This is a genomic window from Aromatoleum diolicum, from assembly GCF_012910955.1.
GTDB lineage: Bacteria > Pseudomonadota > Gammaproteobacteria > Burkholderiales > Rhodocyclaceae > Aromatoleum > Aromatoleum diolicum.
Genome location: NZ_WTVQ01000016.1, coordinates 93,230 through 108,240, shown reverse-complemented (window position 1 = coordinate 108,240; position 15,011 = coordinate 93,230). Strand labels below are relative to the sequence as shown.

General features: G+C 66.8%; 11 protein-coding genes. 5 read left to right on the top strand and 6 right to left on the bottom strand.

What is annotated here, in order from left to right; all coding sequences use genetic code 11:
• Nucleotides 1-471, top strand: a 471-nt coding sequence (locus tag GPA25_RS11445) for a rhodanese-like domain-containing protein (RefSeq protein WP_343034906.1), incomplete at its 5' end; no start/stop codon positions are given.
• A 27-nt stretch (nt 472-498) separates the two neighbouring features.
• Here GPA25_RS11445 and GPA25_RS11440 read toward each other — a convergent pair.
• From GPA25_RS11440 to GPA25_RS11420, 5 genes are all read right to left on the bottom strand, one after another.
• On the bottom strand, nt 499-1,440 hold the full coding sequence (locus GPA25_RS11440) for a ribose-phosphate diphosphokinase (RefSeq protein WP_169260517.1): 942 nt from the start codon (nt 1,438-1,440) through the stop codon (nt 499-501).
• Between the two features lie 166 nt (nt 1,441-1,606).
• On the bottom strand, nt 1,607-1,957 hold the full coding sequence (locus GPA25_RS11435; protein WP_169260516.1) for an EF-hand domain-containing protein: 351 nt from the start codon (nt 1,955-1,957) through the stop codon (nt 1,607-1,609).
• 367 nt (nt 1,958-2,324) lie between these two features.
• Nucleotides 2,325-3,545: an exo-beta-N-acetylmuramidase NamZ family protein gene (locus tag GPA25_RS11430; RefSeq protein ID WP_169260515.1), complete on the bottom strand. Its 1,221-nt coding sequence runs from the start codon at nt 3,543-3,545 to the stop codon at nt 2,325-2,327.
• A gap of 29 nt (nt 3,546-3,574) precedes the next feature.
• Entirely contained in the window at nt 3,575-4,129 is a 555-nt protein-coding gene (locus GPA25_RS11425) for a DOMON-like domain-containing protein (protein WP_169260514.1), read from the bottom strand.
• Between the two features lie 10 nt (nt 4,130-4,139).
• A complete protein-coding gene (locus GPA25_RS11420; protein ID WP_169260513.1) occupies nt 4,140-6,125 on the bottom strand; it encodes a TonB-dependent receptor plug domain-containing protein in 1,986 nt (661 codons plus the stop codon).
• Nucleotides 6,126-6,486: 361 nt separating this feature from the next.
• Here GPA25_RS11420 and GPA25_RS11415 point away from each other — a divergent pair, with 361 nt between their 5' ends.
• Nucleotides 6,487-7,248 (top strand): TerC family protein, encoded by a 762-nt coding sequence (locus GPA25_RS11415; RefSeq protein WP_169260512.1) that lies wholly within the window; start codon nt 6,487-6,489, stop codon nt 7,246-7,248.
• Between the two features lie 79 nt (nt 7,249-7,327).
• Here GPA25_RS11415 and GPA25_RS11410 read toward each other — a convergent pair whose 3' ends face one another.
• Nucleotides 7,328-7,582 (bottom strand): hypothetical protein, encoded by a 255-nt coding sequence (locus tag GPA25_RS11410; protein ID WP_169260511.1) that lies wholly within the window; start codon nt 7,580-7,582, stop codon nt 7,328-7,330.
• A gap of 154 nt (nt 7,583-7,736) precedes the next feature.
• On the opposite strand from GPA25_RS11410, the gene GPA25_RS11405 reads away from it, so the two are divergent.
• From GPA25_RS11405 to GPA25_RS11395, 3 genes are all read left to right on the top strand, one after another.
• A complete protein-coding gene (locus GPA25_RS11405; RefSeq protein ID WP_169260510.1) occupies nt 7,737-9,359 on the top strand; it encodes a peptide chain release factor 3 in 1,623 nt (540 codons plus the stop codon).
• Between the two features lie 216 nt (nt 9,360-9,575).
• The gene (locus tag GPA25_RS11400; protein WP_425486385.1) at nt 9,576-12,764 is read left to right on the top strand and encodes a transglycosylase domain-containing protein; all 3,189 of its coding nucleotides are present in this window, start codon (nt 9,576-9,578) and stop codon (nt 12,762-12,764) included.
• A 174-nt stretch (nt 12,765-12,938) separates the two neighbouring features.
• Nucleotides 12,939-15,011 (top strand): DUF6600 domain-containing protein, encoded by a 2,073-nt coding sequence (locus GPA25_RS11395; RefSeq protein ID WP_169260509.1) that lies wholly within the window; start codon nt 12,939-12,941, stop codon nt 15,009-15,011.

Below are 15,011 nucleotides of genomic sequence, written 5' to 3'. Positions count from 1 at the left end.
ATCCTCGCGGGCTGGTGGCTGCGCGACGAGTTGCAGGTGGCCCTCGCCGCGATGAGCACGCACGGCACGACGCTGATCGTGCTGGTGGTGCTCGCGCTGGGCGGCTGGCTCGGCTGGAAGCTGTGGCAGCGTTACCGTTTCGAGAAACTCGCGGCGATCCCGCATATCACCCCGTCCGAGCTGCTCGCGGCGCTCGCCTCGGACGAGCCGCCCCTGTTGCTGGATTTGCGCGGCGCGCAGATGATCGAGACGACCGGTCCGGTCGAAGGTGCCACGGTGGCCGATCTGGAAACGCTGGCGGGCGTTGTCGGCGATTGGCCGAAGCACCGTCCGATCGTGACGATGTGTGCCTGTCCGCGCGACGCCACGGCGATACGTGCCGCCCGGATGCTGAGCGAGCTGGGTTACGCCTCGACGCGGCCGCTGCGCGGTGGCTACGAAGCCTGGCTCCTCGCCACGCGGCCGGACTGAGCGAGCCGCGGCATGGCCCGCGCGGTGCTATTCGAACAGCGCGCCGACGCTCTCGCCACTATGGATGCGCTCGATCGCCGCGGCGAACAGCGGCGCGACGGTGAGCTGGGTGATCTTGTCGAGGCGCTTGCCCGGCGGCATATGCACGGTGTTGGTGACGACGATGGATTCGATCGCCGCCTCGCGCAGGCGCTCGATGGCCGGGCCGCACAGCACCCCATGCACGGCGCCGGCGTGGATCGAGTGCGCGCCGGCGGCCTTCAGCGTGGCGATCGTCGACAGCAGGGTGCCGGCGGTGGAAATCTCGTCCTCGAAAATCACGACGTCGCGCCCCTGCACGTCGCCGACCACTTCGCCGTGCTTGACGTCGGTGTCGCTGACGCGGCGCTTGTCGATGATCGCCATCGGAATGCCGAGGCGCTCCGAGAAGCGTCCGACGCGTTTCGCGCCGCCGGCATCGGTCGCCACCGCGACCATGCGCGACAGGTCGTGGTGCTGGCGGAAATGCTCGGCGATCGTCGGGATCGCGGTGAGGTGATCGACCGGGACGCTGAAGAAGCCGTGCACCTGGTCGGCGTGCAGGTCCATCGTCAGCACGCGGTTGGCGCCGGCGGTCTGCAGCATGTCGGCGATGAGGCGACCGGTGATCGAGATGCGCGGTGCGTCCTTCTTGTCGGAGCGCGCGTAGGAGTAGTACGGAATCACCGCCGTCACGCGCCGGGCCGACGCGCTGCGCAGCGCATCGAGCGTGATCATCAGCTCCATGATGTGGTCGCTGACGGGTTCGGTGAAGGACTGCACGACGAACACGTCGCGCTCGCGCACGTTCTCGCGGATCTGCACGTGCAGGTTGTCGTTGGAGAAGCGCGAAATCTCCAGCTGACTCAGCTGCAGCCCCAGTTCGTTGCAAATTTCCGCGGCCAGTGCGCGGTTCGAGTTGCAGGCAAAGATGCGCAGGGCGTCGTTCATCGCGATTGATCCGGTGGCGGACAGGCGGCCGTTGCCGCAGGGTGCCTGCACCACGCTTTGTGGTCGCAAGCCTCGCTGCGGATTGTAAGCCGACTCGGCGCCGGGGGATCAGTGCGATGTCGTTCGGACCGGTTTTCCGGATCCGTTGGTGCTGGCGGCTACCCGTTCAAGCGCCGGCGCGGGGTTCGCTATAGCGAAAGTACGCGCTCCATTCGCTCAGCGAGATCGTGCCGTCCGAGTCGGTATCGATGTCGCCGAAGTATTTCACGAGCGGTGCGGAAGCCTTTGCCTCTTCCTTGGCGATGCGGCCGTCGGTATCGAGGTCCAGCAGGCCGAAAACGTACTCGACGTCTGCCACCGACGGCAGCGCCTCGGTCTTCTCCGGTTGCGTCTGTACCGCGACGGAGGGGGCTGCAGCGGCAGGTGTTGCGGGGGCCAGGGCGCCGGCGGCGCCGGCGATGACCGGCGCGAGGACGCTGACCGCGATCACGGCGCAGATCAACTGCTTGGTTTTCACATCAGTACTCCAGTCGGGCGATCGGACCTGCAGGGCAACGCAGGTGGACGATCAGGACTATGCAAGCGCTGCGCCAGGACTGGAAAATTCTATTGTTTCAATCTGTTGGAGTCTGTTGCGGGGTTGCACGCGGTGCAGGACGGGCGAAAACCGTCGCCGCATGGCGACGGGATGAATGCCGAAGTCGCCAGGATCACCGCTGTGCGCGGGTTTCGCGCCGTCGCCGGTGGGCGACGGGTGTGACGGCGGGGCGGGGCGTCATGCGATCGTCTTGCGGATGGGGTTACCGACGCCGGTTACGATCGGACGCACATTTTGTGCTGCACTGCCGCAATTACGACGGTGTCGCCATTTCTTGGCAGGGCACTCAGCGATACAGCAGGAAGGCCTCGCGTTCGTCGCGCCAGCGTGTTTCGTCCGTCCGCGTCAGCGTCTCGAGGTCGGTCGGCGTCGCCGCCGGATCATCGACCCATTCGCGCAGCAGTTCGCTGCCGTTGATCAGATCGATCGCGAGGCGGTCATGCTCGTATTCATAGGGGAAGTCGCGCCAGATCGGGTAGCCCGGCTGCAGCCCGCGCAAGGCCTTGAAGGCCAGCGCCTGCAGGCGCCACGGACGGAAGGCGGCATGGTCGTAGTGCGCGGCATCCTCGACGTGGATCTGCAGGCCGCTGCACAGCTTGCCGGCGTGCTTGTGGAAGGTCGGCTCGAACCAGCATTCGCGCAGCACGCAGCCTTCGAGCCAGTGCGGGGCGAGGCGCTGCATTTCGGCACGCAGCGCGCGCGCATCGATGTCCGGGGCACCAAAGAGCTCCAGCGGACGCGTGGTGCCGCGGCCTTCGGACAGCGTCGTGCCTTCGAGCATCACGGTGCCGGCATAGGCGCGCGCCATCGACAGGTTGGGCGCGTTGGGACTGGGATTCACCCAGCTGCGTTCGCCCAGCGGCCAGCCATAGCCCGGCGCGGCGTCGGGCGCCCAGCCTTCCATCGTGACGACTTCGCAGTCGACATCGAGCTGCAGCGTCGCGATGAACCAGCGTGCCAGTTCGCCCATCGTCAGGCCGTGGCGCATCGGCATCGGACCGGCGCCGACGAAGCTCTCCCAGCCGGCGCGCAGCAGCAGGCCTTCGACCGGCCGCCCGGCGGGATTCGGACGGTCCAGCACCCACACCGACTTGCCGTGACGGGCGGCGGCTTCGAGCACGTAGCGCAGCGTGGTGATGAAGGTGTAGATGCGGCAGCCCAGATCCTGCAGATCGACCAGCAGTACGTCGAAGCTCTCCATCATGGCGTCGGTCGGGCGGCGCACCGCGCCATACAGGCTGAACACCGGGATGCCGTGCAGGGGATCGATGAAGTCGGGCGATTCGACCATGTTGTCCTGCTTGTCGCCACGCAGCCCGTGCTGCGGGCCGAAGGCGGCGGTGAGCTGCAGGTCGGGCAGCGCGGCGAGGGCGTCGAGCGAATGCGTCAGCTCGCGCGTCACCGATGCAGGGTGGGCGAGCAGCGCAACGCGGCGCCCGGCGAGCGGGCGGCGCAGGGCGGGGTCGGCGAGCAGGCGGTCGAGTCCGAACTTGACGGCAGCGGTCATGGTGTCCTGGCGGTGGGCGGGCGGCGCGCTCAGGGCCGAGGCGGCGAAAGCGTCAGCGTGAAGGCGTCGCGGTGGTGAAAGTCGGGGCGGGCACCCGGGTGGTGCAAGGCCCAATAGGATAGCGTGCCGTCGTCCGCTTCGACGACTGCCGACAGGCCCAGCTGCAACGCCTCGCCGGGCGGCAGCGCCGCGGCCTCGATCGCGGCTTCGAGCGTCAGCAGTTCGCCGTCGCGTCGCAGCGTGATGGTCGGCGCGGGTAGCGGTGCGGGCGCCGCCGCAGGCGTACGGTAAGCGCTGAAATCGTAGATCGCCCACTGGCGCGAGGGCGAGAAATTGAACTCGCGATAGGTCGCGCTGCCCTGTACCGCGACGAAGGCTTCGCAGCAGGTATGCGCCCACAATCCGTCGGTGGCGAGTGGCGCCTGTTGCGGCGGCACGACAATGCGCTCGAGCCTGCCTCGCAGTTCGAAGCGCAGTCTCAGCGTGCCGTCGGCTCCCCACTGCAGGTCTACGGCGATGGTACGGGTAGGGGATGTCGTCGTTTGCGGATGCGCCTGCAGGGTGATCGGCGTTGCCGCGTTCATGGGTTGCGGCTCACTCCAGCGCCATCGAGACCGACAGATACACCGTGCGGCTGACCGGATTGACCGGATCGTCGCCGCTGACGGCCTGCTGGCTGCGGTCGGCGATTTCCTGGTGCTTGGCGCCGAGATTCAGTGCGGTCAGCGCGAACTGGACCGCCTGACGGCCGATGCGGGTGGCGTAGCTCAGGTTGGCGTCCAGCGTCGTATACGGGCGCGCAAGATAGCGGTAGCGCGGCACGTAGCCGTCACCACCGGCGAGCGGCCCCATGCGCAGCACGCTGAGCATGCTCTTCCAGCCGCGTCCGTAATCCTGCAGCCAGCTCAGGCTGGTGGTATAGGGGGCGCTGCGGTCCTCGATGTCCGGGTTGCTGCGACGATCGATCAGACTGTGGGCGAGGCGCAATTCGGTGCCCCCGGCCGGGCGCGTGACGAGCTCGTATTCGATGCCGCGCAGGCGCACCGCGGGCCCGAGGTTCTCGTAGCGCGTCGAGCCGAGAAACGCCGACAGCAACGGTGCCGGGCTAGGATCCGCCTGCGGCACGCGGACCACGAAATCGTGGATGTGTTCGTTGAAGACGCGCACGTCGAGCGTCGTGTTCCACGTGTCGAAGCGGCCGAAATAGCCCGCCTCGATGGTGTCGATGCGCGGCTGCTTGAGGTTCGGGTTCGGCAGGAAGGGGCGCACCAGCACAGCGCCGCTCGCCGGGTCGATCGCACGGATGTCGCCGTAGCGCTCGAACGGGTTGTGCTGTCGGTAGGCGCGCGCAAAGCCCATGCGCAGGGTGTCGGCGGGCGAGGCTTGCCAGTTGGCAAAGAGCCGCGGGCTGAAATGGGCGCTGGCACCGGAATACTTTTCGTGTGCCGCGCCCAGGTTGAAGGTCAGCGTATCGAGCGCGCGCCATTCGACGTTGCCGAACAATCGGTAGAGATACTGCGGATCGGGGTTGTCGCCGTAGAACAGGAAGGGCGCGTCGACATCGTCGCGTCGCGCCTCCGCACCCCACACGAGTTGCAGGTTCGCAAGCGGCGCGCTGCGGTGCTGCAGTTCGAAATTGTCGCGCACGCTGTCACGGTTGCGGTTCAGCGGCACCGCCGGGAAAAACGGCGGTGCGCTGGCCAGCCATTCGTCGCGGATGCGTTCGTGGTTGCGGTAGTAGTTGAGCAGCCATTCCTCGTCCGCCGACGGGTTGTGCTGCCACTGCAGGTGCAGGGTGTGGCTGTGGTTATCGCTGTCGCGCAGCCCGTTGTTGCCGAACACCGAATCCGCATAGCCTTCGCTGCGACGCCCGTGATTGGTGGCCGCACGCAGCAGCAGGGAATCCTGTGGCGACAGCTGCAGGTCGCCCCGCAGCGAAAAGGTATCCGTACGGCGCGAGTCGTGCAGTCCGTCAAAACCCCCATCGCGCTGCGTTGCGGCACTCGCGCGCAGCGTCAGTGGTGCGTCGCCGCCACTCCAGGTCAGTTCGGCGTCGCGCACCCGGTCATGGCCGCCGCGCACGCCGACGCGCAGGCCGCGAGCTTCGGCGCTGTGGCGCGTGATGATGTTGATGACGCCGAGAAAGGCGTTGGCACCGAAGCTGGTGGGATTGGTGCCGCGCACGATCTCGATGCGGTCGATTTCGTCCAGCGTAAGAGGCAGCCCGCTCCAATCGACCCCGCCAAACGCACTCGGCGTGATGACCGAGCGTCCGTCGATCAGGACCTGCATCTCGGTCGGAAAGTCGTTCGACAGGCCGTGGTAGGTCACCCATTGCGCGTGGCCGCGCTCCTGCCCGACCTGCATGCCGGCCACCAGGCGCAGCACGCGCGCCAGATCGCGGTAACCGGTCGCGGCGATCAACTCGCGGTCGATCACGGTCACCGCGCCGGGCACTTCGTGCAGCGGCTGCGGCAGGCGCGTCGCGCTCAGCACCAGCGGCATTTCTTCGAAATACGGCGATTCCGTGGCGTGAGCGGCACTCATCCCGGTCATCAGCCAGGCGAGCGTCATTTTCATCGGAAGAAGGCGTCGCGACATGTGACCTTGTGACGGAACGAAATCGAGGCGAAATGCTGCGAAGCATACCCTGTCTGCTAACCCAATGGTAATAGCCGCGCATGCGATCGCACTGCAGCCTGCGATGAGCGGAGGCACAACTCCGGATCGCAGCTCATCGCGCCAGATGCGTGCCGTGCTCGGTGCGGACGTCGGCGGCGTGACCGGCGATCGGACCGGCAAGCACCGGCGTCACCGAGGGTCCGCAGCGCGTTCTGCGCCGTCAATCACGAAATTCCGAAGTTTGGGTGAGGCGCCACAATTCGGCATTCTCGCGGGCAGCATGCTATACAAGCGGCACCCTTTTCCACTTGAAAACAACATGCTCGAATTCATGACCGACCCGCAACTCATCGTTGCCTTCCTGACCCTCACCGCGCTCGAACTCGTTCTGGGTATCGACAACATCATCTTCATTTCGATCCTGGTCGACAAGCTGCCGCCCGAGCGGCGCACGTTCGCCCGGCGCCTGGGGCTGTTTCTCGCGATGTTCATGCGCCTGGCCCTGCTGTCGATCCTCGCCTGGCTCGCCGGCCTGAATACCGCGCTGTTCGAACTGTTCGGTCGCGGCATTTCGGCGCGCGACCTGATCCTGATCGGCGGTGGTCTGTTCCTGGTGTGGAAGAGCACCGGCGAAGTCCACCAGCTGCTCGAAGGCGAGGAGGGCGAGGCATCGTCCGCCGTGAAGGCCACGTTCACTGCGGTGATCCTGCAGATCATGGTGATCGACCTGGTGTTCTCGCTCGACTCGATCATCACGGCGATCGGCATGGTGAGCAACCTCACCGTGATGATGGCGGCAGTGATCGCGTCGGTCGCGCTGATGATGGTCGCCTCCAAACCGATCGGCGACTTCGTCTCGGCGCACCCGACGGTCAAGATGCTGGCGCTGTCCTTCCTGATGGTCGTCGGTGTCGTGCTGATCGCCGAAGGCTTCGGCCACCATGTGCCGAAGGGCTACATCTACTCGGCGATGGCCTTCTCGGTGGTGGTCGAGATGCTCAACATCCGCATGCGCAAGCGTGCGGCCAAGCCGGTGGTGCTGCACGAGCCCTACGTCGCGGAGCAGGCCGCAACGAAGTAAGCGAGCTAGCGCCGAAACCCTGAAGCCGAACCCCGCGCCGGAGCCCGACTCCGGCGCGGGCATTCCGGAGCTGGCGCGATCAGCGCGAGTCGTCGATACCCTGTTCGCGCTCTTCGCGCGCGATTGCCGACAGGTCGCGCAGATACCACGCCGCATAGGCAAACCCGGCCACTGCGACCAGCGCGGTAAACCCCAGCGTGCGATCGAACGGCACCCCGGCCGCAAGATTCGCGACCACGACGTAACCGAGGTAGCACGCCGCGACGAGCCCGCCGAGGATGCGGGTGAGGGCGAAGATCTTGCGCTGGCGCAGCGTCGGAGTGGCTCGGGTCATGACGGCATGGTCGGGTTTCGGAAGGGCCGCATCATCGCAGATTTCCCCGTGCCCGCGGCCAATCTCCTGCGATCGGGCGTAATTCCTTGATAGAATTGAGCTTGTACCCGCCTGGCCGCTCGGCTCGGCGGCTTTGTTTTTTTGCGATCCGACGATGTCCGACACCTCCCCCCCCGATACGCCTTTCCCGCCCGAACTGCTGCGCGACGTCGAACGCCGCCGCACTTTCGGCATCATCTCCCACCCTGACGCCGGCAAGACCACGCTGACCGAAAAGCTGCTGCTGTTCGGCGGCGCGATCCAGCTCGCGGGCACCGTCAAGGCGCGGAAGAGCGCGCGTCACGCGACCTCCGACTGGATGGAAGTGGAAAAGCAGCGCGGCATCTCGGTGACCAGCTCGGTGATGCAGTTCGATTACGCCGGACATACTATCAACCTGCTCGACACGCCGGGCCACCAGGACTTCTCGGAAGACACCTACCGCGTGCTGACCGCGGTCGACGCTGCGGTGATGGTGATCGACGCCGCCAAGGGCGTCGAGGCGCAGACCATCAAGCTGCTCGAAGTGTGCCGCCTGCGTAACACGCCGATCATCACCTTCGTCAACAAGATGGACCGCGAAGTGCGTGAAACCTTCGATCTGCTGCAGGAGATCGAGGAAGTGCTGAAGATCGACTGCGCGCCGATCACCTGGCCGATCGGCATGGGCAAGACTTTCCGCGGCGTCTATCACCTGCTCGAAGACCGCGTGTTGCGCTTCGCCGCCGGCGAGGAAAAGCGCAGCGAGGCCGAAGTCATCAAGGGCATCGCCAACGCCCAGCTCGATGAACTCTTTCCGCTCGAAGTGGAAAAGCTGCGCGAGGAAGTCGAGCTGATTCAGGGCGCCTCGCACCCGTTCTCGCTCGGCGACTTCCTCGCCGGCAAGCAGACGCCGGTGTTCTTCGGCTCCGGCATCAACAACTTCGGCGTGCAGGAGATCCTGCAGGCGCTGCTCGACTGGGCGCCGCCGCCGCAGCCGCGTGACGGGGGTACCCGCCTCGTGATGCCGGCCGAAGCGCCGTTCTCCGGCTTCGTGTTCAAGATCCAGGCGAACATGGACCCCAAGCACCGCGACCGCATCGCGTTCTTCCGCATCTGCTCGGGCCGCTACAGCTCGGGCATGAAAGTGAAGCACGTGCGCATGGGGCGCGAGATGAAACTCGCCAATGCGCTGACCTTCATGGCCAACGAGCGCGTGTTGATGGAAGACGGCGTGGCCGGCGACATCATCGGCATCCACAACCACGGCCAGCTGCACATCGGCGATACCCTCACCGAAGGCGAAAACCTCGGCTACAAGGGCATCCCGTACTTCTCGCCGGAAATGTTCAGTGCCGCGCGCCTGCGCGACCCGCTGAAGGCCAAGCAGCTGCAGAAAGGCCTGCAGGAACTCGGCGAGGAAGGCGCGATCCAGGTGTTCGAACAGGAAGGCGGCAACATGCTGCTCGGCGCCGTCGGCCAGCTGCAGTTCGAAGTCGTCGCCCAGCGCCTCAAGGACGAATACAAGGTCGACGCGATCTTCGAATCCGCCGAAATCCACACCGCGCGCTGGCTGACCTTCCCCGACGACCTCACGCGGCGCAACTTCGAGCGCGAGCAGGGGATGCGCCTCGGCAAGGACGTCGACGGCAACCCCGTCTATCTCGCGACGAGCCGCTACAACCTCGAAGTGACGAGGGAGAAGTGGCCGAAGGTCGGCTTCCACGCCACGCGCGAGCATGGAGAGAAGCTGGTCTGAGCGCGGGCGCGCGGCGGGTCCGCCAGGGGAACGCCCTTGTCCGTGCGCGGGGGTGGTCCCGGCAGCGGTATCCGTCGCGCCGACGCCGCAGTGTTGTCCCCTGACAACATGCAGCAGGAAAGAACGCACACTGTGCATCGAAGCGTCATCGTCCGGGCTATCTAAGCGGGCTGCCGATGCTGGATAATCCGGGTATCACATCATTCGGGCGCAAACGTGTCAGGAAACAACAGCAACAAGAATCCACCGCGGCGCGGGTGGTTCCGGGCGCTCCGGCGTGCGCTCTTCTGGCTGGTACTCCTGGTCATCGTGGTCGTGGCGGTTGCGGCGTTTTTCGAGAGCCAAAGCTCCTGGTTGCAGGCGCGCGAGATTCCGCGCTATGCCGCGAAGCTCGAGTACACGCTGCAGTCCGGGCCCAGCGATGCGATCCGCTTCCCCGAACACGGGCCCTTCGATGAGCGCCTGGGCTACACCCGCCTGCCGCATTTCGTCGAGCGTCTGGGGACACGCGACTTTGCCGTGGAAAGCCAGGTGCGCTTTGCCGATGCCCTGCTCGATTACACCGCACGGGGATATTTCCCGTCGTATCGCGAGAAGACGCGGGCCGGTCTCGACGTGCGCGATGCACATGACGAATCCCTGTACGAAACCCGCTATCCGCTGCACCACTACGCCACCTTCGAGCAGATCCCTTCGCGCGTTGTGGAAAGCCTGTTGTTCATCGAGAACCGTGACCTGCTCGACACCGAGCGGCCGGATCTGAACCCGGCGGTGGATTGGGCGCGCTTCGGCCGCGCGGTGTTCGCACAACTCGTCAAGGTGGTCGATGAGGATCTCAATACCCCGGGCGGCAGCACGCTGGCGACGCAGATCGAGAAGTACCGCCATTCACCGGATGGCGTGACGCATTCGCCCAGCGAGAAGCTGCGCCAGATGGTGTCGGCCAGCGTTCGCGCCTATCGCGATGGCGCGGAGACCCTGCCGGTGCGGCGCACCCTGGTGCTCGACTACCTCAACACCGTGCCGCTGTCGGCGGCGCCGGTGTATGGCGAAGTGCATGGCCTGGGTGACGGACTGTGGGTCTGGTTTGGCGCCGATTTCGCACGCGCCAACCGCCTGCTGGCCGCCGACGAGGCAACGGGCGAGATGCTTGCCCAGCAGGGCTTGGCGCTGCGCCAGGTGCTGGCACTGATGATTGCGCACCGCCGTCCCTCGCACTATCTCGGGCGCGGGCGCGACGACCTGTCGCGGCTCGCGGACGCCCATCTGCGCGTGCTGGCCGAGGGCGGCCTGATCGGGCCGGCTCTGCGCGACGCGGCGCTCAAGAGCGAACTGGTGTTCCGCGATCCCGCGACCGACCCCGCGCGGGTGCCGGCCGATGCCGACAAGGGGGCGACGCTGATGCGCACGCGTATCGCCGGCATGCTGGATGTGTCGCTGTACGATCTCGACCGTCTCGACCTGCGTGCGTCGGCGACACTCGATCGCAAACTGCAGAATGTGGTCAGCGACTATCTCGGACGTCTCTCCGATCCCGACTTCGCGCGTGCCAGCGGCGTGATCGGCGAACGCCTGCTGACGCCTGCCCAGCTCAACAAAGTGCACTACAGCTTCACGCTGTTCGAGCGCACCGCGGGCGGCAATCGCGTGCGGGTGCAGACTGACACCACCGACCAGCCGCTCGACATCAACGAGGGCAGCAAGCTCGAGCTGGGTTCCACCGCGAAGCTGCGGGTTCTCGCGACCTATCTGGAGCTCGTTGCCGAGTTGCACCAGCGCTTCGCCGGTCAGACCGTGCAGGCGCTGCGCGAGACGCCGGTCGACCGACACGACGCGCTCTCCCGCTGGGCGCTGGACTACCTGATCCGCAGCCCGGATCGCAAGCTGCCGGAGATGCTCGATGCCGCACTCGAACGCCGCTTCTCGGCCGGCCCCGGCGAAGCCTTCTTCACCGGTGGCGGGCTGCATACCTTCAACAATTTCCGCAAGGAAGACAACGACCGCATCCCGACGATCCGCGAGGCGCTGCAGGCGTCGATCAACCTGCCCTTCGTTCGCCTGATGCGCGAGGTGGTGCGGCACACGATGTACCAGGTGCCGGGCAGCACCGCCAAGCTGCTCGAGGACGACGGAGATCCGCGGCGCGACGAGTACCTCGCCAAGTTTGCCGACCGCGAGGGGCAGGTGTTCCTGCGGCGCTTCTGGCGCAAGTACCAGGGGCAGAGCCCGGACGATATCCGTGCGGCCTTCCTCGATGGCCTGCGTCCGAGCGCCGACCGGCTCGCGGCCGCGTTCCGCTATTTGAACCCGCATGCCGATCAGAAGGCATTCGCGGCCTTCATCGACGAGCGCCTGCCGGGCAGTGATCTCAGTGACGAGCGCCTGGCGGCGATGTTCCGGCGATATGCCCCGGGCAGCTTCGATCTGCCCGACCAAGGCTACATCGCGCGCGTGCATCCGCTGGAATTGTGGCTGGCCGGTTATCTCGCCGCCAATCCCGGCGCGAGCTATACCGATGCCGTGGAGGCCAGCAAGGAGGAGCGCCAGGCCGTGTACCGCTGGCTGTTCCGCACCCACGCCAAGGGCGCGCAGGACCAGCGCATCTACACGATTCTCGAAGTCGAAGCCTTTCTCGAGATTCACCGGCGCTGGGCGCGTCTCGGCTATCCGTTCAACCGCCTGGTGCCGTCGCTCGCGACCGCGCTCGGCAGCGCCGGCGATCGTCCCGCGGCGCTGGCCGAACTGATGGGGATCATCGTCAATGACGGAGTGCGCCTGCCGACCGCACGCGTCGACCGGCTGCATTTTGCCGCGGGCACGCCGTACGAAACGGTGCTGGCGCGTCGCGCCCGCGCCGGCGAACGGGTCATGGCGCCGGAAGTGGCCACCGCCCTGCGCAACGCCCTGTCCGAAGTGGTCGAAGGCGGTACCGCACGGCGCCTCGCCGGCGCGTTCGCCGCCGCCGACGGCACGCCGCTGGCGGTCGGCGGCAAGACGGGTACCGGTGACAATCGCATCGTCATTTCCGGCGCGCGCGGGCAGGTACGTGGCGCCATTGCGCTGAATCGCACGGCGACCTTCGTGTTCTACCTCGGCCCGCGCTACTTCGGCACTCTGACCGCGTACGTGATCGGGTCGGACGCGGCGTCGTTCCGCTTTACCTCGGGGCTGCCGGTACAGATCCTCAAATCGATGGCGCCGACCCTCATTCCCTACCTGCGCCAACCGGCGCCGGAACCCGAGCCGGTGCTGGCACCCGCGGAGGAGCCGGTAGGGGAGCCTGCGGTTGAGCCGGGCGTCGCGGCGAGCGGCGGCGGAAGCGCCGAGACGGAGTCGCCTGCCAATCCGCCGACCGACCCGGTCGCCCCGCCTGCCGCGGAAAACGATGGCGCAACGCCACGCTGAGCGCGCTGTCAAAAAAGCGCGTGGCATCGGATTTGAAAATAATTGTGTGAAGCGTCAGCACCTGCGGCGCACGTCCGTTGATCTTCACAGGACGTCCTCTTGCATGCGCCGATCCGGTGCCCGCCCGAGGGATGCCTGCCCGCCCCGTTGGGGTTTGACCGGAGTACCACCGAGATGGTCCGCGAGTTGATGCGTAGCCTGCGACTGCTGATTGCACTGCCGCTCGTCCTCACGATGTTGGGTGCGAGCGCTGTTTGGGCGGATCCCCCCACGCGGGTGGGGCGCCTTTCCGTGATCGACGGCGAACTCGCATTGCGCCGTGACGGCAGCCAGCAGTGGGAAAGCGCGAGCGTGAATTTGCCGCTCACCACCGGCGACGAGCTCGCCACCGAGTCCGACAGCCGTGCCGAAATCCGCATCGGTTCCAGCGTGTTGCGCCTGGCCGAGGACACCTCGCTGGAGATCCTCCGGCTTGACGACGAGCGCATCCGCGTGCGTCTTCACGACGGCAGCGTTGCGATGCGGGTGCGCAGCGCGGATCCCGAGGCGGCAATCGAGGTCGAGACGCGCGACGGCCTTGCGGTGCCCACCGAACCGGGCCAGTACCGCATCGATTACCTCGACTCCCTCACTCGCGTCAGCAATTATCGTGGTCACGTCGACTTCCGTGGCGACGGCCGTGACGTCAGCGTGAGCGATGGGCGCCGGGCGGAGATCCCGACGGATGGCCGCGATGAAGTCCGCTGGGATCGTCCGGACGACGACGATTTTTCCGACTGGTCGCTGGCACGCGACGAGCGTGACGACCGACTGGGGCGCCAGCGCTACGTTTCGCCCGAGATGACCGGTGCGGAAGACCTCTATGAGCATGGCGACTGGCGCGAATACGACGACTACGGTCCGGTGTGGTTCCCGCGCAGCGTGCCCTACGGATGGGCGCCGTATCGCTACGGGCGCTGGGTGTGGGTGGTGCCCTGGGGCTGGACCTGGGTGGACGACTCGCCGTGGGGCTTCGCACCCTTCCACTATGGCCGCTGGGTGCAGATCCGCAGCTCGTGGGCGTGGGTGCCGGGCCGCTACATCGCGCGCCCGGTCTATGCGCCCGCGCTGGTGGCCTGGGTCGGCACGCCGGGGGTGAACATCAGCTTCTCGGCGGGCCGATTCCCGGATGTCAGCTGGTTCCCGCTGGCGCCGCGCGAAGTCTATGTGCCGCGCTATCGCCATAGTTCGACCTACGTTCGGCAGGTCAACATCACGCATGTCACCAACGTCACCGAAATCAATCGCGTGGTGAGGGCGCCGGATCGGGTGCGTCACGCGTTCCGCGACCAGCGCGACGCCGTCACCCGCGTGTCGGACGAGGTCATCAGGCCGCCGCGCTTCATCACCCGTGACCCGGATCGTCGCCGCCATCGCGTGCAGCAACTGGAAGGGCGCCCGACGGTGCAAAGACGCGACGGCGGGGATGCCGCGCGGCCGCTGTTCGGCCAGCCCGAGTCGCCGCGCCGCGCTGAAGAGTCGGGCAGCGATTGGCAGCGTTTCCGCGACGACGCGCGTCGCCGCGAGGCCGAACGTGAGCAGGGCCAGGAGCGCGGGCGTCCGGTACTGCAGGAGCGCATGGAGCGGACCCAGCGCGAGGGCAGGCAGCGCCAGGAACAGGAGCAGCAACTGCAACAGGAACAAGGGGCCCGGCAAGCCGTGCCGGAGCGCCTGGAGCGGGCGCAGCGTGAGGGCAGGCAGCGTCAGGAGCAGGAGCAGCAACTGCAGCAGGAACAAGGGCGCCGGCAAGCCGTGCCGGAGCGCCTGGAGCGGGCGCAGCGTGAGGGCAGGCAGCGTCAGGAGCAGGAGCAACAACTGCAGCAGGAACAGGGACGCCGGCAGACGGTGCAGGAGCGCCTGGAGCGGGCGCAACGTGAGGCAATGCAGCGTCAGGAACAACAGCAACAGCAGCAGGCGCAGGAGGAGCGCAAGCGCTCGCAACTGCGGGCGCTGCAGGAACGCCAGCAGCTCGACCAGCGGCGCGAGCTGGAACAACGGAACCAGCGCATGCAGCTCGACGAACGCCGGCGCCAGATGGAGGCTCAGGAGCAGGCGCAGGCGCAGCAGCGTCAGCAGGAGCGTGCGGCGCGCGAACAGCAACAGCAGTCGCGTCGCGAGCCGCCGCGGGAAGAGCGCGAGCCGCGCGGTCAATGGGAGCAGATGCGCAAGCGCGCCCAGCAACAGCAGTCCGACCAGCCCGCGCAGTAA

What these genes read in the sequence shown, in the direction of transcription:
- GPA25_RS11405 (WP_169260510.1), top strand. Translation starts at nt 7,737, where the DNA reads ATGTCCGACACCTCCCCCCCCGATACGCCTTTCCCGCCCGAACTGCTG.
- GPA25_RS11415 (WP_169260512.1), top strand. Translation starts at nt 6,487, where the DNA reads ATGCTCGAATTCATGACCGACCCGCAACTCATCGTTGCCTTCCTGACC.
- GPA25_RS11425 (WP_169260514.1), bottom strand. Translation starts at nt 4,129, where the DNA reads ATGAACGCGGCAACGCCGATCACCCTGCAGGCGCATCCGCAAACGACG.
- GPA25_RS11420 (WP_169260513.1), bottom strand. Translation starts at nt 6,125, where the DNA reads ATGAAAATGACGCTCGCCTGGCTGATGACCGGGATGAGTGCCGCTCAC.
- GPA25_RS11430 (WP_169260515.1), bottom strand. Translation starts at nt 3,545, where the DNA reads ATGACCGCTGCCGTCAAGTTCGGACTCGACCGCCTGCTCGCCGACCCC.
- GPA25_RS11410 (WP_169260511.1), bottom strand. Translation starts at nt 7,582, where the DNA reads ATGACCCGAGCCACTCCGACGCTGCGCCAGCGCAAGATCTTCGCCCTC.
- GPA25_RS11440 (WP_169260517.1), bottom strand. Translation starts at nt 1,440, where the DNA reads ATGAACGACGCCCTGCGCATCTTTGCCTGCAACTCGAACCGCGCACTG.
- GPA25_RS11395 (WP_169260509.1), top strand. Translation starts at nt 12,939, where the DNA reads ATGGTCCGCGAGTTGATGCGTAGCCTGCGACTGCTGATTGCACTGCCG.